Origin of the sequence: Thermosynechococcus sp. Uc, from assembly GCF_029335995.1 — a bacterium.
In the GTDB taxonomy this organism is placed as follows: Bacteria; Cyanobacteriota; Cyanobacteriia; order Thermosynechococcales; family Thermosynechococcaceae; genus Thermosynechococcus.
On the sequence record NZ_JARJMS020000012.1, the window covers coordinates 18729 to 36893 of the forward strand.

At 54.0% G+C, this 18165-nt stretch carries 17 protein-coding genes; 14 read left to right on the top strand and 3 right to left on the bottom strand.

What is annotated here, in order from left to right:
- Nucleotides 1-59 precede the first annotated feature (59 nt).
- The 5 genes from uvrA (at nt 60) to hisG (ending at nt 6736) form a co-directional block, all read left to right on the top strand.
- Nucleotides 60-2915, top strand: a complete 2856-nt coding sequence (gene uvrA, locus P3X23_RS01425) for an excinuclease ABC subunit UvrA (RefSeq protein ID WP_300872412.1) — start codon at nt 60-62, stop codon at nt 2913-2915.
- Between the two features lie 40 nt (nt 2916-2955).
- Nucleotides 2956-3825: a formyltetrahydrofolate deformylase gene (purU, locus tag P3X23_RS01430; RefSeq protein WP_300872414.1), complete on the top strand. Its 870-nt coding sequence runs from the start codon at nt 2956-2958 to the stop codon at nt 3823-3825.
- 103 nt (nt 3826-3928) lie between these two features.
- The gene (locus P3X23_RS01435; protein ID WP_300872416.1) at nt 3929-4864 is read left to right on the top strand and encodes a DnaJ domain-containing protein; all 936 of its coding nucleotides are present in this window, start codon (nt 3929-3931) and stop codon (nt 4862-4864) included.
- A gap of 6 nt (nt 4865-4870) precedes the next feature.
- Nucleotides 4871-6097, top strand: coding sequence for an ATP phosphoribosyltransferase regulatory subunit (locus P3X23_RS01440; protein ID WP_300872419.1), 1227 nt, complete (start codon nt 4871-4873; stop codon nt 6095-6097).
- 3 nt (nt 6098-6100) lie between these two features.
- Nucleotides 6101-6736, top strand: coding sequence for an ATP phosphoribosyltransferase (gene hisG / locus P3X23_RS01445; RefSeq protein WP_300872422.1), 636 nt, complete (start codon nt 6101-6103; stop codon nt 6734-6736).
- On the opposite strand, the gene btpA is transcribed toward hisG, so the two are convergent.
- On the bottom strand, nt 6737-7627 hold the full coding sequence (gene btpA / locus P3X23_RS01450) for a photosystem I biogenesis protein BtpA (protein ID WP_300872424.1): 891 nt from the start codon (nt 7625-7627) through the stop codon (nt 6737-6739). It abuts the gene before it with no gap.
- Between the two features lie 69 nt (nt 7628-7696).
- Between btpA and folK the strand changes: the two genes are divergently transcribed.
- Nucleotides 7697-8278, top strand: a complete 582-nt coding sequence (folK, locus tag P3X23_RS01455; protein ID WP_300872426.1) for a 2-amino-4-hydroxy-6-hydroxymethyldihydropteridine diphosphokinase — start codon at nt 7697-7699, stop codon at nt 8276-8278.
- On the opposite strand, the gene tadA is transcribed toward folK, so the two are convergent.
- Nucleotides 8199-8684 carry a tRNA adenosine(34) deaminase TadA gene (tadA, locus tag P3X23_RS01460; protein WP_367186467.1) on the bottom strand — a complete coding sequence of 162 codons (486 nt, stop codon included), beginning with the start codon at nt 8682-8684 and terminating at the stop codon, nt 8199-8201. The genes folK and tadA overlap by 80 nt on opposite strands.
- Before the next feature lie 91 nt (nt 8685-8775).
- Here tadA and P3X23_RS01465 point away from each other — a divergent pair, with 91 nt between their 5' ends.
- Nucleotides 8776-8913, top strand: a complete 138-nt coding sequence (locus tag P3X23_RS01465; protein ID WP_041429384.1) for a photosystem II reaction center protein K — start codon at nt 8776-8778, stop codon at nt 8911-8913.
- Between the two features lie 84 nt (nt 8914-8997).
- Nucleotides 8998-9750: a YebC/PmpR family DNA-binding transcriptional regulator gene (locus P3X23_RS01470; protein WP_300872431.1), complete on the top strand. Its 753-nt coding sequence runs from the start codon at nt 8998-9000 to the stop codon at nt 9748-9750.
- 311 nt (nt 9751-10061) lie between these two features.
- Here the strand turns inward: P3X23_RS01470 and recJ are convergent, their stop codons facing one another.
- Nucleotides 10062-12314, bottom strand: a complete 2253-nt coding sequence (recJ, locus tag P3X23_RS01475; protein ID WP_300872434.1) for a single-stranded-DNA-specific exonuclease RecJ — start codon at nt 12312-12314, stop codon at nt 10062-10064.
- A 156-nt stretch (nt 12315-12470) separates the two neighbouring features.
- Here recJ and P3X23_RS01480 point away from each other — a divergent pair, with 156 nt between their 5' ends.
- The 6 genes from P3X23_RS01480 to P3X23_RS01505 are packed head-to-tail and all read left to right on the top strand — an operon-like array spanning nt 12471 to nt 18041.
- A complete protein-coding gene (locus P3X23_RS01480; protein ID WP_300872437.1) occupies nt 12471-12920 on the top strand; it encodes a hypothetical protein in 450 nt (149 codons plus the stop codon).
- A gap of 12 nt (nt 12921-12932) precedes the next feature.
- Nucleotides 12933-13922 (top strand): o-succinylbenzoate synthase, encoded by a 990-nt coding sequence (locus tag P3X23_RS01485; RefSeq protein ID WP_300872439.1) that lies wholly within the window; start codon nt 12933-12935, stop codon nt 13920-13922.
- Between the two features lie 31 nt (nt 13923-13953).
- Nucleotides 13954-15267: a nicotinate phosphoribosyltransferase gene (locus P3X23_RS01490; RefSeq protein WP_300872441.1), complete on the top strand. Its 1314-nt coding sequence runs from the start codon at nt 13954-13956 to the stop codon at nt 15265-15267.
- Complete coding sequence (locus P3X23_RS01495; RefSeq protein ID WP_300872443.1) at nt 15264-15821, top strand: nicotinate-nucleotide adenylyltransferase; 558 nt, start codon at nt 15264-15266, stop codon at nt 15819-15821. Before P3X23_RS01490 ends, P3X23_RS01495 begins: the two co-directional genes overlap by 4 nt.
- A complete protein-coding gene (locus P3X23_RS01500) occupies nt 15818-16522 on the top strand; it encodes an NUDIX domain-containing protein (RefSeq protein WP_300872446.1) in 705 nt (234 codons plus the stop codon). The genes P3X23_RS01495 and P3X23_RS01500 overlap by 4 nt, the downstream gene beginning before the upstream one ends.
- A gap of 16 nt (nt 16523-16538) precedes the next feature.
- Complete coding sequence (locus P3X23_RS01505) at nt 16539-18041, top strand: NAD+ synthase (RefSeq protein WP_300872449.1); 1503 nt, start codon at nt 16539-16541, stop codon at nt 18039-18041.
- Nucleotides 18042-18165: the final 124 nt, after the last annotated feature.

An 18165-nucleotide genomic window follows, 5' to 3' on the forward strand; every position in this document is an offset into this window, starting at 1 on the left:
GGCAACGTTGCTATAATACCTCTCAATGTAATGTTTTTTAACATTTGCACTTTTGCAGCATGGGCGATCCAGTCCCTACGGGTGAAATTCGCATTCGGGGTGCACGACAGCATAATCTGAAAAACATTGACCTCGATCTGCCCCGCGATCGCCTGATTGTGATGACGGGGGTTTCTGGTTCGGGCAAATCCTCCCTTGCCTTTGACACCATTTTTGCTGAAGGCCAGCGCCGCTATGTAGAGTCCCTCAGCGCCTATGCTCGGCAATTTCTTGGCCAGTTGGATAAACCCGATGTGGATGCCATTGAGGGGCTGAGTCCGGCCATTTCAATTGATCAAAAGTCCGCTTCCCACAATCCCCGCTCGACGGTGGGAACAGTTACGGAAATCTACGACTACTTGCGGCTCCTCTATGGCCGTGCGGGTGAACCCCACTGTCCCCATTGCGATCGCTCGATTCGCCCGCAGACTATTGATGAGATGGTGGATCAGGTCATGCAGTTGCCGCTGCAAACGCGGTTTCAGATCCTTGCTCCTGTGGTCAAGGGCAAAAAGGGCAGTCACAAGAAGCTGCTATCGAGTCTGGCCAGTGAAGGCTTTGTGCGCGTGCGCATTGATGGTGAGGTGCGCGACCTCAGTGAGGTCATTGAACTGGATAAAAACCAGGCTCACACCATTGAGATTGTGGTGGATCGCCTCGTGCGCAAAGCAGGGATTGAGGAACGCTTAGCAGATTCCCTGCGAACGGCGTTGCACCATGCCAACGGTACCGCCATGATCAGGGTCGTGCCCCGTGAAACTGAGGCAGAGGAGCAAACGCTCCTGTTTTCAGAGAATTTCGCCTGCCCTGAGCATGGGGCAGTGATGGATGAGCTATCCCCGCGGCTGTTTTCCTTTAACTCCCCCTATGGTGCCTGTCCAGAGTGTCATGGCTTGGGCTACTTACGCAAATTTAGCCCGGAGTTGATTGTCCCCAATCCTGAACTACCCGTCTATCTGGCGATCGCCCCCTGGGCAGAGAAGGAACACGACTACTACCTTGCTCTCCTGTGTGGCATTGCCGAGGCCTTTGGCTTTGACATCAATACACCGTGGTACCGCCTGACGCAATTGCAGCAGGAGATCCTCCTCTATGGCACCGACACCCCAATTCTTATCCCCGCCGATTCCCGCTATCGCAAACGGGACTACTACCGCCAATTTCAAGGGGTGATCCCAATTTTGGAGCGGCAGTACCGCGAGACCACCTCCGAGGCCTACCGACAAAAACTAGAGGAGTACCAAGTCAACCAAACCTGCCCCGCCTGTGGCGGCCAGCGCCTCAAAGCAGCTGCTCTGGCGGTACGGTTGGGGCAGTATCGCCTCCCAGATCTCACCAGCGTCTCAATTCGCGAGTGCTTGGCACGAATTCAATCGCTACAGCTAAGCCAGCGACAACGGCAAATTGCCGAACTGGCACTGCGGGAAGTGACGGCGCGGTTACAGTTTCTGGTGGATGTGGGGCTGGATTACCTGACGCTGGATCGCAGTGCAGCTACCCTCTCTGGCGGCGAAGCCCAGCGCATTCGCTTGGCGACCCAAATTGGCTCTGGTCTGACCGGGGTGCTCTATGTTCTCGATGAACCAAGTATTGGCCTACACCAGCGGGATAACAATCGCTTACTGCAAACACTGTTTCGGTTGCGGGATTTAGGGAACACACTCATTGTTGTGGAGCACGATGAGGATACAATCCGTGCTGCCGATCACATTGTCGATATTGGTCCAGGGGCAGGGGTGCATGGCGGTCGGATTGTGGCTCAGGGCAACCTAGAGGCAATTCTCAACCATCCTGACTCGCTGACGGGTGCCTATTTATCGGGACGCAAGCGCATTGAAACCCCCAGTACTCGGCGGTTGGGCAATGGCCAGTCCCTTGTTCTCAAAAACGTCTCCCGCAACAATCTCAAAAACATCACAGTAGAAATTCCCCTTGGCAAGCTGGTGTGTCTAACGGGAGTCTCCGGGTCGGGCAAATCCACCCTGATGCACGAAGTGCTTTATCCTGCGCTTCAACACCATCTGGGTCATCCTGTGCCCCTGCCGAAGGAACTGGGGGGCATTGAAGGGCTGAACGCCATTGATAAAGTGATTGTCATTGACCAGTCCCCCATTGGCCGAACCCCCCGCTCCAACCCTGCCACCTACATTGGCGTTTTTGACGTAATCCGTGAGGTCTTTAGTCAAACCGTTGAGGCCAAGGCACGGGGCTATAAACCAGGACAATTTTCCTTCAACATTAAGGGTGGACGCTGTGAAGCCTGTGCAGGTCAAGGGGTGAATGTTATTGAGATGAACTTTCTGCCCAACGTCTATGTCCAGTGCGAGGTGTGTAAGGGGACACGCTACAACCGCGATACGCTGCAAGTGAAGTACAAAGGCTGCTCGATTGCCGATGTTTTAGAGATGACCGCCGAGACGGCGCTGACTTTTTTTGAAAATATCCCCAAGGCGGTAAGCAAGCTGCAAACCCTTGTAGATGTGGGCTTAGGTTATTTGAAACTGGGGCAAACGGCACCCACGCTCTCTGGCGGTGAAGCGCAACGCTTAAAATTAGCAGCTGAATTGTCGCGCCGCGCAACGGGCAAAACACTCTATCTAATTGATGAGCCGACAACAGGACTGTCTTTTTACGATGTCCACAAACTCCTAGAGGTGTTGCAACGGCTGGTGGACAAGGGTAACTCGGTTCTGGTCATTGAACACAATCTCGATGTCATTCGCTGTGCCGATTGGATTATTGATCTAGGGCCAGAGGGGGGCGATCGCGGGGGAAAGGTAGTTGCCGTCGGTACCCCTGAAGCGGTGGCACTGATGCCCCAATCCTACACAGGGCAGTATCTTGCCAAGGTCTTAAATCGCACCGCTGCCAATTGACAGTAGTAGAATACTGCTTGCTCTGCTTTGCGGTGGGCCTATGCCAACAATGACCCTCTCTATTTCCTGTCCCGATCAGCGGGGGCTGGTGGCCAAATTGGCACAGTTTGTCTATCGCTACAACGGTAACATTGTCCATGCCGACCACCACACCGATGCCGTTGCAGGCATTTTTCTCTCCCGCCTGGAGTGGCAGCTGGAGGGTTTTGAGATTCCCCGCGATCAAATTGCCACGACGTTCATTAACTATGCCCAGCGGGAAAAGGTCTTTGCCAGTTGGCTGGGAGTGCGCTGGCAGTTGCGGGCGTCGGATATTCCCTATCGGCTGGCCATTTGGGTGAGCCGCCAAGATCATTGCCTTTGGGATCTGCTGCTGCGGCAGCGGGCGGGGGATCTCTTTGCCGAAATTCCCCTAATTATCAGTAACCACGAGCATTTGCGTCCCATTGCGGAGCAGTTTGGCATTGACTTTCACTATATTCCCGTGACGCCAGAGACCAAGCCCCTCGCGGAAGCCAAGGAACTACAACTGCTCAGGGACTACAAGATTGATTTGGTGGTGCTGGCCAAGTATATGCAGGTGCTCAGTGCTGAATTTATTGAAGCCTTTCCCCAAGTGATCAACATTCACCATTCGTTTTTGCCTGCCTTTGCGGGAGCCAATCCCTACCACCGTGCCTATGAGCGGGGGGTGAAAATCATTGGCGCCACTGCTCACTATGCCACAGCAGACTTAGATGAAGGGCCAATTATTGAGCAGGCGGTTGTCCATGTGAGTCATCGCGACACGGTGGCGGATCTAATTCGTAAGGGCAAGGATTTGGAACGGGTGGTGTTGGCGCGGGCAGTACAGTTGCATTTACAAAATCGGATTCTTGTGTATGGCAATCGCACCGTAGTGTTTACCTAGGGGCTGATCGGGAAGGGGCTACACCATTGCCGCAGATAGTCACACCCCCCTCTATTAGCAAGTTATAATTAAATGATGTTCTGCCCCTGCGGTTTCATTGACTATGCCCTTCGAGATCAATCACGGCTTGGGTCGCTTTAACTCTCAACGAGATCTCCATGCTGCCCTAGGGGTTCCATTGTCGGCAGCACCAGGGGAAATTCGCAAGCGATATCTGAAAATTGCAAAGACACTGCACCCCGATAGCCGTGATGATGAATCGGGTAAAAAAATGGCCAGTGATTTGCTCTCCAAGTTTGTGAATCCTGCCTATGAGGTGCTTTCTCAAGAAAAAGAGCGGGAAGAATACCAAGTCATTTTGCGCTTGCTCGAAAAGCAACTGCTAACAGCCAACATTGTGCCAACACCCACCTTTGATTTGGCACGGGAAGTCTTTAACGCTGCCAACGTTGAAGAAGCCTATCAAAAGGCTCTCAATACCCTTGCCCAAGATCAATACACAGACTTAAACAACGCCCTGAAGATCAGTGAACAAATTAGCGAACTAAATCTAATCTATTTGTGGCGATCGGCGGGAGGTAAAGCAACAGCAGCACCACCTATAGTTTCTGCGCCTGCGCCGCAACCCAAACCAGATGAAACTCAAGTGCGCGCAGCCCCAGCGACGACACCGCCCACAGAGACTTCAAAAACAGAGCAATTTACAGAGCAATACTTCCGACGGGCAGAGGAGCTGTTGAATAAAGGCATTTATCTGGAGGCTATCAAAGAACTGAAGGATGCCCTGAAAATTGATCCCCGCAGTGCCCGCTGTAATGCCCTCCTAGGCAAGGTGTACCTACAACAAGGCTCTTTGAGTATGGCCAAAATTCACTTTAATCAAGCCCTGAAGCTCAATCCTCAAGAGGTGACGGCAATCCAAGGACTTGAAGAAATTAAAAAGAGGGAGCGCAAAGCACAGCAACAGCGAAAAAATACTGAGCCGCCCAAACCAGAGAAAAAGAAATCTTCCTTCTTTGGTCTTTTTGGGAAAAAGTAATTCACTATGGTGTATCAACCTGCCTGTGGTGCCCGCGATATTTTACCCTTGGATGTGGCACGGCAACGGTGGCTAGAGCAGCGCTTGGAGCGCGTCTTTCAAAGCTGGGGCTACCAAGAAATTATTACACCCACAATCGAGACCCTAGCAACCCTAACGGCAGGGGGCACTGTCCATCCAGAGACCGTCATTCAAGTCCAGGGGAGCAGTGGTGAACCCTTGGGATTGCGGCCAGAATTAACGGCTTCGATTGCTCGCGCCGCTGTGACTCGTATGGCAGGAAGACAACTGCCCCAAAGGCTCTATTACAAAACGAATGTCTTTCGGCGGACGACAGTGGCAGAGTTGGGCAACCAGCAGGAATTTTTCCAAGCAGGGGTAGAGCTACTAGGGGCAACAGGTTTAGCGGCGGATGCAGAAATTCTCTGGTTGGTGCAGGAGTGCCTTGGGGCGTTAGCCGTTAAGGAGGCCTATCTCTTGGTGGGAGATGCCCACCTAACGCAACAGTTGCTCAGTACCTTTCCAGCGGAATTGCAAAAAATTGTACGCCAATGCCTAGCCAATTTAGACCGCGTGAGTTTGCAGGCTTTAAGCCCCCCTTGGGGCGATCGCGCCCTTGCCCTGTTTGATCTACGGGGTACCCCGAAGGAAGTGGGGGAACGTTTGGCACAGTGGTCTGATGTTGCAGGGGTTGCTGATCGCTTTGCAGAACTGCAACAATTGCTGGGCTTGGTGGCTGAGTCTTTATCCATTACCCTTGATTTAAGCCTTGTGCAGTCCTTTGATTACTACACGGGAATTATTTTTGAAGTCTTGATTCCCACGGCAACAGAACTGCGGTTGGTGGCTCAAGGGGGACGCTATGATCAACTGCTCAGTATTTACCATCCCGACGGTGTTTCTGTGCCGGGGATTGGTTTTGTCTTTAATGTGGAGGCGCTTCTTCAGGCGATCGCTATTCCCTCAGCTGCCCTATTAGCCCCCCGCAGTCAATGGCTCGTGGTTCCCCGCACACCCAACGCCCTCGCTGCTGCCCTACACCATGCTCAAACACTGCGCTTGGATGGTTCCACCCGCGTGGAGTTGTCACTTCTTGATCTGACCCCAGAGCAAATCCGCGCCTATGCCCGCGATCGCCAGATTCCCTATATTGCTTGGATTGAGACGGATGCGCCACCGCAGATTGAAGCCCTCAGTGATGGGGCAACCTATTTGCAGGTTCAGAGTGTCTAGGCCATGTTAACGATCGCCCTACCCAAAGGTGCCCTGCTGAAAGACAGTATTGCTTACTTCCAAAAGGTGGGCTTGAACTTTGAGGCGCTCCTAGAGCCAGGGAATCGCCAACTCCAAGTGCTGTCTCAGGATGGTCGCGCCCGCGCCCTTTTGGTACGTGCTCAAGATGTCCCCGTTTATGTGCAGTATGGCCAAGCCCAGTTGGGGATTGTTGGCTATGATGTGTTGCGGGAAAAAAATCCCCACGTCGCCAAACTGGCGGATTTGGGTTTTGGTCAATGTCGCCTGTCGGTGGCCGTCAAAGCCTCTAGCCCCTACCGCAGTGCCCGCGATTTGCCCCCCCATTGCCGCGTTGCCTCAAAGTTTGTCCGCTGCGCCGATGCCTTTTTCCAAGAGCTGGATTTGCCGGTGGATATCGTGCCGCTCTATGGTTCGGTAGAACTGGGGCCAATTACGGGTATGGCAGAGGCCATTGTGGATTTGGTGTCAACGGGGCGTACCCTCAAGGAAAACGGCCTTGTGGAGTTAGAGCAAATTTTTAGCAGTACAGCTTACCTGATTGCCCATCCCCGCAGCTATCGCCTCAACCTCAATGGTCTTGGAAACTACGTTCCGCAGTTAACAGGGGCGATCGCCTGATTACTTTTGCCCATGCACAAACATAGCCGGCAGGGGTCCACTAACAGACCCCCGACAGTTACCATTGGCGCGATTGAGTTCCTGAATCTTGTGGTGTGCCCGCTGCCATGCCTCGACAAAACGGCTAACACGAATGGGGTCAATGGGTTGTTCAATTTGACCATTGCGCTTCAGGGAACTGGCAACAATGACGCCATTGACGTAGGGCGCTAACTGCTCGACATTGTCCCAGGAAGCACCACTGCCAATAAAGAGGGGTTGTCCCTTGGCTGCACTGGCAGCGACCGATAGATCGTCCTCAGTGGGCGGGTGTCCCGTTGCCCAACCGGAGAGAATCACTCCATCAGCAAGTCCTCGCTCAAAGGTGTCTCGCACCGCAGTGGCGAGGTTCGGACTGTGGAGGGGCTGGGCATGCTTTACCATCACATCGGCAAAAATTTTAATGTCTTGCCCCAATTCGCGGCGGTAGCGCAGCAGTTGGTGGGCTTGACCTTCAATGATGCCCTGATCTGTGGCCATTACCCCAGTGAGCACATTGACACGGATAAATTGTGCCCCCGTACAGGCCGCGATCGCCAGACCACTAAAGGCATCATTGCGCAGCACATTGAGGCCAATGGGCAAGGCCACCAGATTCTTTAACCGCTGCACCACCAAGGTCATAGCGCTGACAACGGCTGCATCCACCCGATCTTTGGTGAAGGGGGCATCAAAGAAGTTCTCAACAATAATGGCATTGGCTCCCCCTGAAGCAAGGGCTGCGGCTTCCTGTTCTGCGCGGTCAATAACAGCCTTGAGACTCCCTCCCCAACGGGCAGAGGTGGGTAAGGGGAGGAGGTGGACAACACCAATGACTGGGGTTGCAGTATGAAAGAGCGTCCGGAGATCCACAGTGATTTCGGCAATAGGTGAACAGTGCAGGTATAACAGGAGGAGGAAGAGGCACTCTACACAAGCACAATGGCAGAATGCACTGACTTAAGTATATCCCCGTCTGACCCCCCCCTCGCTGCGATCGCCCTCGGAAGCAACCTAGGTGAGCCATTGCGGCAACTGCGCTCAGCGGTCCAAATGCTTGCCCAAACGGCGGGGATCGATGTCTTAGCCTACTCGCCGTGGTATTGCACGATCCCTGTGGGGCCGCCCCAACCGAACTACTGGAATGGTTGCCTCATTGCCCGAGTGCAACTGTCCCCTTGGGCACTACTGAAAACCCTGCAAAGGATCGAGGTGCACTTTGGCCGCCAACGCCAAGAGCATTGGGGGGCGCGTACCCTTGATCTAGATCTGCTGCTCTATGGCGATCGCGTAATCACCACCGCCGAACTGACCCTGCCCCATCCCCGCCTGGCAGAACGGCCCTTTGTCCTTGTCCCTCTAGCGGCGATCGCCCCCCACTGGCGACATCCTCTTCTGGGCGAAACCATCCAGACTCTGCGGGAGCGAGTGGGTGACGCGGGTATTATTGCCGTTCTTTCTGACGATGCTGGCGAAACCACGTTTGCAACTGCTGCCGACAGGCTGCTGCCTGAACGCCGCTAATCACCTGCAGCCGGTGGAACACCGCTGGACTCTGCGGCAATTGCAGCACCGAGTCAATCGCCCCTGTTTTGGGGTCAGCCGTTCCATAGATGAGGGTATGGATGCGGGCTTGAATAATCGCGCCTGCACACATCGGGCAAGGTTCTAGCGTGACATAGAGGCGACAGCCGGTTAAATACCAAGTACCCAAGCGCTGCCCCGCCCGGCGCAGGGCAACGATTTCCGCATGAGCAGTGGGGTCATGATCTCGCTGACGGCGATTTTCGCCGGTGGCAATGAGTTCATTTTCAGGACTGACAATCACCGCCCCCACGGGCACTTCATCGGCAGACCCTGCCTGCTCTGCTAGGGCGATCGCCTGCCGCATCCAAAAGTTATGGATTTCTGTTTCTGATAGGGGGAGAATATCTAGCCTCGCGATCCTGTTGCCGCAGCGGCTATGGTACTATTTTTTCAGCACTCTTGCGATCGCGAAATTCTTTTGGGAAAACACCATGATTGATGCTTTGGTCTTGATTGCTAAACTGCCAGAAGCCTACGCAATTTTTGATCCCCTCGTGGATGTGCTGCCGGTCATTCCCGTCCTATTTTTGGCTTTGGCCTTTGTTTGGCAAGCAGCTGTTGGTTTTCGTTAAAAACCGCTCTGATTTAAATGCCGCCGTTAACTTGCCCCGTTGGCTTCAGCGGGGTCCTTCTTGGTTTTTGGATACTTTTCCTCTATGGCAGGTCACAGTAAATGGGCAAACATTAAACGACAAAAAGCGCGGGTAGATGCCCAGAAAGGGAAAGTCTTTGCACGGCTATCAAGGGCAATCATTATTGCTGCCCGTCATGGGGGAGGCGATCCAGCAGGTAACTTTCAACTGCGCAGCGCTATTGAAAAGGCCAAAGCCGCAGGGATTCCCAACGAAAATATCGAGCGGGCGATCGCTAAGGGCACCGGTACCCTCGATAGTGATGCGCCCCTTGAAGAGATTCGCTACGAAGGCTATGGCCCCGGCGGTGTTGCCTTCTTAATTGAAGCCCTCACGGACAATCGCAATCGCACAGCAGCGGATTTGCGGGCAGCCTTTAATAAACAGGGCGGTAACCTTGGCGAAACGGGCTGCGTGAGCTGGATGTTTGAGCAGTGGGGCATTGTTACGGTTGCTGCGCCCACAGATGAGGAAGCTTTTCTTGAAGCACTACTAGCGGCTGATGTCGAAACCTACGAGATTCTAGAGGGGGTGGCCGAGGTGCGCTGTCCCGTACCTGCCCTTGAAACCGTTAGTGAAACGCTCAAAGAACACGGTTACACCGTCTTTGACACCGAAAGCCGCTGGGTCTCTCTGAACACCGTAGAAATCACCGACGAAGACACAGCACGGCGCGTTCTTAAGCTGATGGATACTCTGGAAAACCTCGATGATATTCAAAGTGTGGCAACCAATGTGGCCATGAGTGATGCCCTTATGGAAGCCATGTACGTTTAGCCATCCGTAATTTTACGGAATCTGAGGGTCAATTGCTGCGCTCTAAGGGGGGCCAAAGTTAAGTAAAAACACGGTAGGCAGCGATTATTGTCCGTGGCAGGATAAAAGTACAGTTGCAGGGGTGCCCCAAGGCAAGTTGTGGGTTACAGATTGAGGTTCTTGGAGGAGCGATCGCGCCTCTTCTGTCGGTTGATGTTGATAACGCTGATTGTCAGTGTGTTCCTGCTTTAGCGTGTTTCCTGCGTCGGCTCGTGTGTGTTCCTTATGTTCCCTGTTGTAAAAAGGTTTAACTTAGTTTTTATTTATTTTATTTAGTGTGTTTCCCGAAGAGCTTGCAGCGGGGCAACAGCAAAATAGCGACGGCGGAAATTCTCCTCGGCGATCGCCGCTGTGAAAGTTTCTAAAGCAACCGCTGTATCGGCAGAAGGGTTGACCTCTGGTGGCCAATCACACCAAAATTCCCCTGCGGTATAGAGAACCTTCACCCCCAGCGTCTCCAGCAGCCTGAGGGCAGAGTTCAATGTGGCGGCTTCAATGCCAAGGCATGCCTGTAGCTCTTCTTGCCGCAAACGCTTTCCCTGTTTACTGGCTTGGTGGCACAGTGTTAAGAATTTCTGCCACACCTTTAGGGCATCCTGTTCTGGGGGAGGAGCATAGGCCAAAATTAATGGTTGCTGCTCCCTTCTTGCGCGCTGAATCCATTGGCGCCAGCTTTGCCGTGACGTGGGGCAGGTTTCCACGCGCAAGCCCTCGACACTTGCCGCAGGGGGGCGATCGCGATAGTCCATAAGGAACTGAAAAGAGGCAGGTTGGATGACGTGGCTTGCGCTGGGTCGCAGGTCTTTAATGACTGCGGAGAGAAAATTCTGCCATTGCTCTAGTTCAATCAAAAGGTCACAGCGTTCCTGAGGACAATCCCTTACTGAACGATCCCACCACTTGGCAGGAAAGGTGTACTGCCCCTGGGGATCGCGGAGCTGCATTGAGACATACGTTCTTTTGTTTTGATTTTTCCCGTAGATGTTCTCCTTCGCTTCTGTGAGTTCTACATTGCGTACCAACAGTCGCGGCGGCGGATGGTGAGTTGAATCAAAGGGGGCCAACACCTCCAGTTCCTTGAGCAATTTCTCATTGAGTTGCTCAAGACTCACTTCCAAATCAATCCTCAGCGGCTGCGGGGTAGGGGTGGCAGTGCCCTCTTGCTGAGCCAAAAATTGGTTGAGAGCTGCTGCCAAAAGGGGGATGTGCTCCATCTTCAGCTTAAAACCCACCGCATAGGGATGCCCACCAAAGCCCTCAAATAAATGTCGCTGGCTCTGGAGGGCAGCGTAAAGATCGACAACGCCATCGGAACGGGCTGAACCCGCCGCCATGCCCGTTTCTGGATTGGTCTGAAGCAGAATAGCCGGTCGGCCATAGGTTTTTACAAGATCATTGGCGACTAACCCTAAAAGACTCAAGGGCCAACTGTCATCCGTGAGCAGAATCACCCGCGATGTGGAGAGATCCAACTCAGCAACTTTGGCATGGGCAAGTTTGGCAATCTCTTTTTGACGTTGCTGCCGTTCTCTATTTATCTGTTCAATGCGCTGCGCCAACCGTCGGGCTTCACGCTCATCTTTGGTAGTCAAAAGGGTAATGAGGGGTCGCACATCCCCCTCAATGCGACTCACGGCGTTGAGGCGGGGGGCAAGGCTAAAACTAATCTCCCGTTGCCGCACCCTATTTCTAGCAGCAGGTTGCAAAAGAGCCGCAATGCCGGGGCGCAGAGTCTGACTCATTTGCAGTTTCTCTAAACCGCGCTGAGCCAAATAGCGGCACTCTCCCCTCAGTTCAACCAAATCGGCAATGAGGCCAATGGCCACCAGATCCAGGAGACTCTCTAGGACATACCCTTGGGTTTTCTCTGACCATGTGCTGTAAATGGCCTGCAAAAACTTGTAGGCAACGCCAACCCCCGATAAATGGTGCAGGGGATGCTCCGGAGGGCACTGCCGAGGATTGAGGAGCGCCACTGCCCCCAAGTCCGTTGCTTCAAGGGTGTGGTGATCGGTAACAATAACATCTATGCCGAGGGTACGGGCAAAGGCAATTTCAGCCCTGTTGGTGCAGCCCGTATCACAGGTAATGATCAGGGAGACCCCCTTTTGGCAAAGGGTTTCTAGGCCATGGCGGGAAAGACCGTGGGAATCAAATTGACGATTGGGAATATAGAAGTCCACTAGTTGCGCTCCGAGCACGGGTTTAAGCCCTTCCCAGAGGACAGCGGTGGCCGTCACCCCATCAGTATCAAAGTCTCCCCAAATGGCAACCTTTTCTTGTTTCTCGAATGCCTGTTGCAAACGCTTTAGGGCAAGTGCCATTTCTGGAAACTCAAAGGGGGAAGTTGAGGAATAGTTTCGCCAGCTTAAAAAGGCGGGCACTTGCTGCGTGGGGTCGCGGTAGCCCCGCTGCCAAAGTAACTGGGCAGTGATGGCGCCAGCATCTGGGTGCAGCCTCTGGACTTGGGCAATAAAGGTGGCGGGGGCAGGGTCAGCACAACAGAGTTGCCAAGGACGTTGCATGGAAGTCAGTTTCTCAGGCAATGTAGCAAAGATGTGCTTTGATCATAGCGATGATAAAAGCAATCGCTGGCAAGGACTAGAGAAATGAGCAAAAACTTCTGCTGATCTTTACCCCTGCAACGGGGGGAAGGATACAATCAGGACAGCCATTGGGGTATGCAGAACGTGAATCACACATTTCTCGTGGATGGGGGGCGGTGGCTACTGAAGGGGACGTGGTTAGAGGCCAATCAGGAGCCAATTCCGGTGACAGGAAAAATTCTTGTCTCCTACACTCAAGAGGACTGGTTTTCAATGGCCGCCAAGATTACGTTTCCCGACCAAGTGAAGCCAGAACTCATTTTGCAATCGCGGGGAAAGTTGGAACTGGGGGAGCAAATATTTACCTATGTACTCCAACACAGCCTCTTTGGCCGGCTGGAGGGGGAAGGGTGGATTACCCCCCACGCTATCGTGCAGCAATTCATTCTACTGGGGGATGTCAGCCGCTGTACAGGCTTTGAGCACTACTGGCAACTAAATGCCAATCACTACGCCCTCCTCAGCGGTATTTACAATAGCCATAGACTCAAACATTTGCTGGAGGCAACCCTTGAACGGGTCTAGGGAGCGGCAGAGGTGCGCTGGCAGTGGCGGCTCTATGAAGAACCCCTTCAGGAACCACTGGTAACAGCAAAGGGGCACTGGCGGTCGCGCCGTGGTCTTCTCCTGCGTTTAGAAAATGACGAGGGCCAAGTGGGCTACGGGGAAATTGCCCCCCTCCCCGGCTGGGGCAGCGAAACCCTCCGCGCCGATATTGCCCTGTGTCAGCAGTTGCCTCGTCACCTCACCCCAGAGATCATTGCCACGCTTCCTGAAACATTACCCGCTGCCCAGTTTGGTTTTGCCACCGCCTGGCAGAGTGTAGGGCAACTCCCCTATCGGGTTCGCTCCTGGCCAATCTGCGCACTGTTGGGCAGTGGCACAGCCGCCCTTACTCAGTGGCAGGCGCCTTGGCAGCGGGGAGTAACCACCTTTAAGTGGAAAGTGGGTGTCATGTCCCCAGAAGCTGAGCAGGGGATCCTCAGGGAGTTACTGGCAGTTCTACCCCAAGGTACAAAATTGCGTCTTGATGCCAATGGCGCTTGGGATTTAGAAACCGCTCGGCGCTGGTTCAACTGGCTGGATTGCTACGGGGCAGGCAAAATTGAGTACGTGGAGCAACCGCTACCTCCGCACCAGTGGTCTGCCCTCTTGAGCCTAGCCCAAACGGTGAGAATAGCGATCGCCCTTGATGAGAGTGTAGTCAGGGCGCCTGAGTTGCAACGGTGGTTAGAGTGGGGCTGGCCGGGACTCTTTGTGATTAAGCCTGCGCTGTTTGGTTTCCCAGAACGTTTGAGCGTCCTGTTGCGTCAAGGGCTAGAACCGCAGCGGCTGGTCTTTTCCTCGGCGCTGGAAGGGGCGATCGCCCGCACGGCAATTTTTCAGCTTTTGGAGACATGGCAGCCCTGTCGTGCCCTTGGTTTTGGTGTCGAACGCTGGCGATCGGCTCCCCTGCTGACCTCGCTAGCGGATTACACAGCCCAATGGCATCGCCTTGACAATTATGGTAAAAGTTACTCTAAATAAAACATCCTTTACATCCCCGAGCAATGATGCAATGATAGGTTTGACCTTGGCCGCCAGTGACTACAGTTTGCTGACGGATCTCTATCAATTGACAATGGCGGCCACCTATGTAGGCGAAGATTTGGCGTGGACGCCTGCTAGTTTTGAACTGAGTGTGCGGCGACTACCCCGAGGATGTACCTATTTGGTGGCCATGGGCTTGGCTCAGGTACTGGAATACTTACAGCAGGTGCACTTTACGCCTGAGCAAATTGATTACCTAAAAAGTCTAGCGGTGTTTGAGCGGGCACCCGCCGCCTTTTGGACTCTGTTGAGCCAGAGTCGGTTTCAAGGGAATGTCTGGGCCGTGCCGGAAGGGACGGTTGTCTTTGCCCAAGAACCGCTGCTGCGGATTGAGGCCCCCCTCTGGCAAGCCCAGTGGCTAGAAACCTGTCTGCTGAATATTGTAAACTACCAAACTCTTGTGGCCACCCGCGCCTCACGGCTGCGACAGTTGGTGGGCGAACAAGTTGCACTGTTGGAATTTGGCACACGGCGCGCCTTTAGCCCTCAGGCTTCCCTTTGGGCAGCCCGCTCAGCTCTCGCCGTTGGATTTACAGCCACCTCTAATGTTTTGGCGGCGCAGCAATTGGGGGTTGCCCCCACAGGCACTATGGCCCATTCCCTGGTGATGGCGATCGCGACCCTTGTGGGCAGCGAACAGGATGCCTTTACGGTCTTCTTGCGCTACTACCCTGAAGGGGCACTCTTGGTGGATACCTATGACACCCTAGCTGCCGTTGCTCAGCTTGCCGATCGCCAAGCGGCGGGGGAAATTGTTGTCAAGGCCGTGCGCATTGATTCTGGGGATCTCCTGACTCTTTCTCAGAAAATCCGCCAACTTCTACCCCAAACAACAATCATTGCCAGTGGCGACCTAGATGAAGCGGAAATTCGTCGCCTGCAAGCAGGGGGTGCCTGTATTGATGTCTATGGCATTGGCACCAAACTGGTGACCGGAGATCCTGTTAACGGTGTCTATAAGCTAGTAGAAATTAACGGTCAAGGGGTGATGAAGACCTCTAGGGGCAAAATGACGCTCCCCGGACGCAAGCAAATTTATCGTCGCCCCAGCGGCGATTGCCTTGCCCTAGAGAGTGAGGAAAATGTGTGGGGCAAACCCCTCCTAGAACTGGTTATGAAGGAAGGGCGCCCCCTCTTTCCACCGGCGTCTTTGGAGACAATTCGCGATCGCCACCGGGCCAGCTTAGCGGAATTGCCCGAGACCCTCCTAGAGATGCCCCAGCCTGTGGTCTATTCCCCTGCCCTTGAAGCCCTGATCCAACAATTACGCCACCACCCATGACAATCGCCCTTTTTGGTACCAGTGCCGATCCCCCCACCGCTGCCCATGGGCAAATTCTTCAGTGGTTGAGCGATCGCTATGACCGCGTGTTAGTGTGGGCTGCCGATAACCCCTTCAAAGGGCAGCAAACCCCTTTGCCCTATCGCCAAGCCATGCTCCATCTTCTGGTGCGCAGCCTCAACCGCCCCAATATTGAACATCGCCCGGAACTCAGTTATCCCTACACCCTCCATTCCGTCGAGCGGGCAAAGCAGCAGTGGCCCGGTGAGCCGCTTACCCTGGTAGTGGGCAGTGATGTCCTCGCTAAGCTGCCCCAGTGGTACCAAGCGGAGAAACTTCTTGCTCAGGTCAATCTCTTAGTCTTGCAGCGCCCCGGCGTCGTTATTGACCCCCAAGATTGGCAAGCCGTGGAACAGTTGTGTCCCCATGTGGAATTAGCCAACTATCGCGGACCAGCGTTTTCCTCTACCGCTTATCGGCAGCAGCGGGACGAACAGCAACTCCTGCCGGCGATTGCCCAATATATTCAGCAGCAAGGACTTTACCAGCCATGAGTGCCTCCTCGTCGCCCCTTGCGGAATTTGTTGTCGGTGTGGATAACGTCATTTTCTCCGTGGATACGGATCAAAATCGCCTCCTTGTGCTCTTGGTGCGGCGACAACAGTTTCCCTTTGCAGGCTATTGGAGTCTCCCGGGTACCCTTGTGCGGCAGGGGGAATCCCTCGAAGCGGCGGCCTATCGCACCTTAGCGGAAAAAATTCGCGTCAATAACCTCTATCTAGAGCAACTGTACACCTTTGACGAACCGGCAGGGGAGCGACGCGAGACTCCTAGGCGCTACCTCTCGGTGAGCTACTTTGCTTTAGTGCGTTTTGCCGATGCCGAACTGATTGCAGCGGCGGAGTCTCCAGTGCAGTGGTTTGCCCTCAATGCCTGCCCCGACCTAGCCTTTGATCACAGCAAAATTTTGGCCTATGGGCATCGCCGCCTCTGCAATAAGCTGGAGTATAGTCCTGTGGCCTTTGATGTATTGCCAGAGTATTTCACGCTCAATGATCTGTACCAGTTTTATAGCGCGGTTTTGGGCGCCAACTTTGCCGACTACTCCAATTTTCGCTCCCGGCTCCTGAAACTTGGCATTTTGCAGGATACGCAGCAAAAAGTCATCCGCGGGGCTGGCCGACCGGCAACGCTCTACCGATTTAATCGTGAGGCCTTTGCCCCCCTCAAGGATAAACCCCTAGTCTTTGTCTAACTTTTGAGGAACTTCCATGGCGGTGCATTTGTGGATTGCGCAACTCAACCCCACTGTGGGCAGTCTCAAGGCCAATGCCCAAGCCCTTCTCGCCGCAGTCCAACAGATCCGCCGCCAGCACCCTCTAGACCTACTCATTACCTCTGAGCTAGCATTGTGTGGCTATCCTCCTAAAGATCTGCTGCTCAACCGCTATTTTGTCGAAGCCATGCAAGTGGAGCTGCACCACCTTGCCGCTGCCCTGCCGCCGCAGGTGGCTGTTTTAGTGGGCACAGTGCTCCCCAATCCCACGGCGGGGGTCAAAGGGGAAAAGCCGCTCTACAACGGTGCAGCACTTCTGCAAGGGGGACAGGTGCAACAGGTCTTCACCAAGCAGTTATTGCCCACCTACGATGTCTTTGATGAATGCCGTTACTTTGCCCCTGGCACTACCAAGAATCTCTTCACGTTAACAACGGCCAGTGATCAGCTCAGGATTGGCGTCACCATCTGCGAGGATCTGTGGAATAACGAGGAGTTTTGGGGGCAGCGGCATTACCAACAAAATCCTGTTGCCGAATTGGTGGCCGAGGGAGCGGAGCTGATTGTCAATCTTTCCGCCTCTCCTTACTGTGTGGGAAAGCCTAAGTTGCGCCAGGCCTTAATTACCCACACCGTTCAGCAATATGGCTGCCCTTTAATCTATGCCAATCAGGTGGGGGGCAATGATGACTTGATTTTTGACGGCAGCAGCTTGGCAGTGAATCGGCAGGGGCAAATCGTTAGTCAAGCTAAGGGCTTTCAAGAGGATCTCCTCGCCCTGCGTTGGGAAGGGGGAGATTTGCAACCGACGGCGATCGCTCCTGCGGCCAGCAGTGAACCTGAAGAAATTTGGCAAGCTCTGGTCTTGGGAGTGCGGGACTATGTCCGTAAGTGTGGCTTTCAGCGGGTGGTGATTGGTCTCAGTGGGGGCATTGATTCAGCGTTAGTGGCGGCGATCGCCACTGCTGCCCTTGGCAACCAACAGGTGTTGGGGGTTTTAATGCCCTCCCCCTATAGTTCAGATCATTCAGTTATTGATGCCAAGGACTTAGCGGCCAATTTGGGCATTGCCACCCAAATTTTGCCCATTGCACCGCTGATGCAGGCCTACCAAGAGGTGCTAGCGCCCCTGTTTGCCGGTACCCCCAGTGGCGTTGCCGAGGAAAATATCCAAGCCCGCATTCGCGGTACCCTCCTGATGGCGATCGCCAATAAGTTTGGCCACTTACTTATTTCCACAGGCAATAAATCTGAACTGGCAGTGGGCTACTGTACGCTCTACGGCGACATGAATGGTGGGCTGGCGGCCATTGCCGATGTGCCGAAAACCCGTGTCTATGAACTCTGTCATTGGCTGAATCAGCAGGCCGCCCAGGGGTATCCTATTCCCAACCTCACGATTACAGGTTCTGTGGTGATTCCCCCCCCCATCCTCACTAAAGTCCCCAGCGCCGTATTGAAGCCCGGTCAAACCGAACAAGATCGCCTACCGCCCTAAGACATTCTCGATGGCATGTTGGCACGGATGATTGTCCTCAACCAGTCGGATCAAGAAATCGCGGCGGCAGGGTCCGACCTAGTGCTTGTGCAGCAGATCCGCCGCATGGTTCAACGGGCAGACT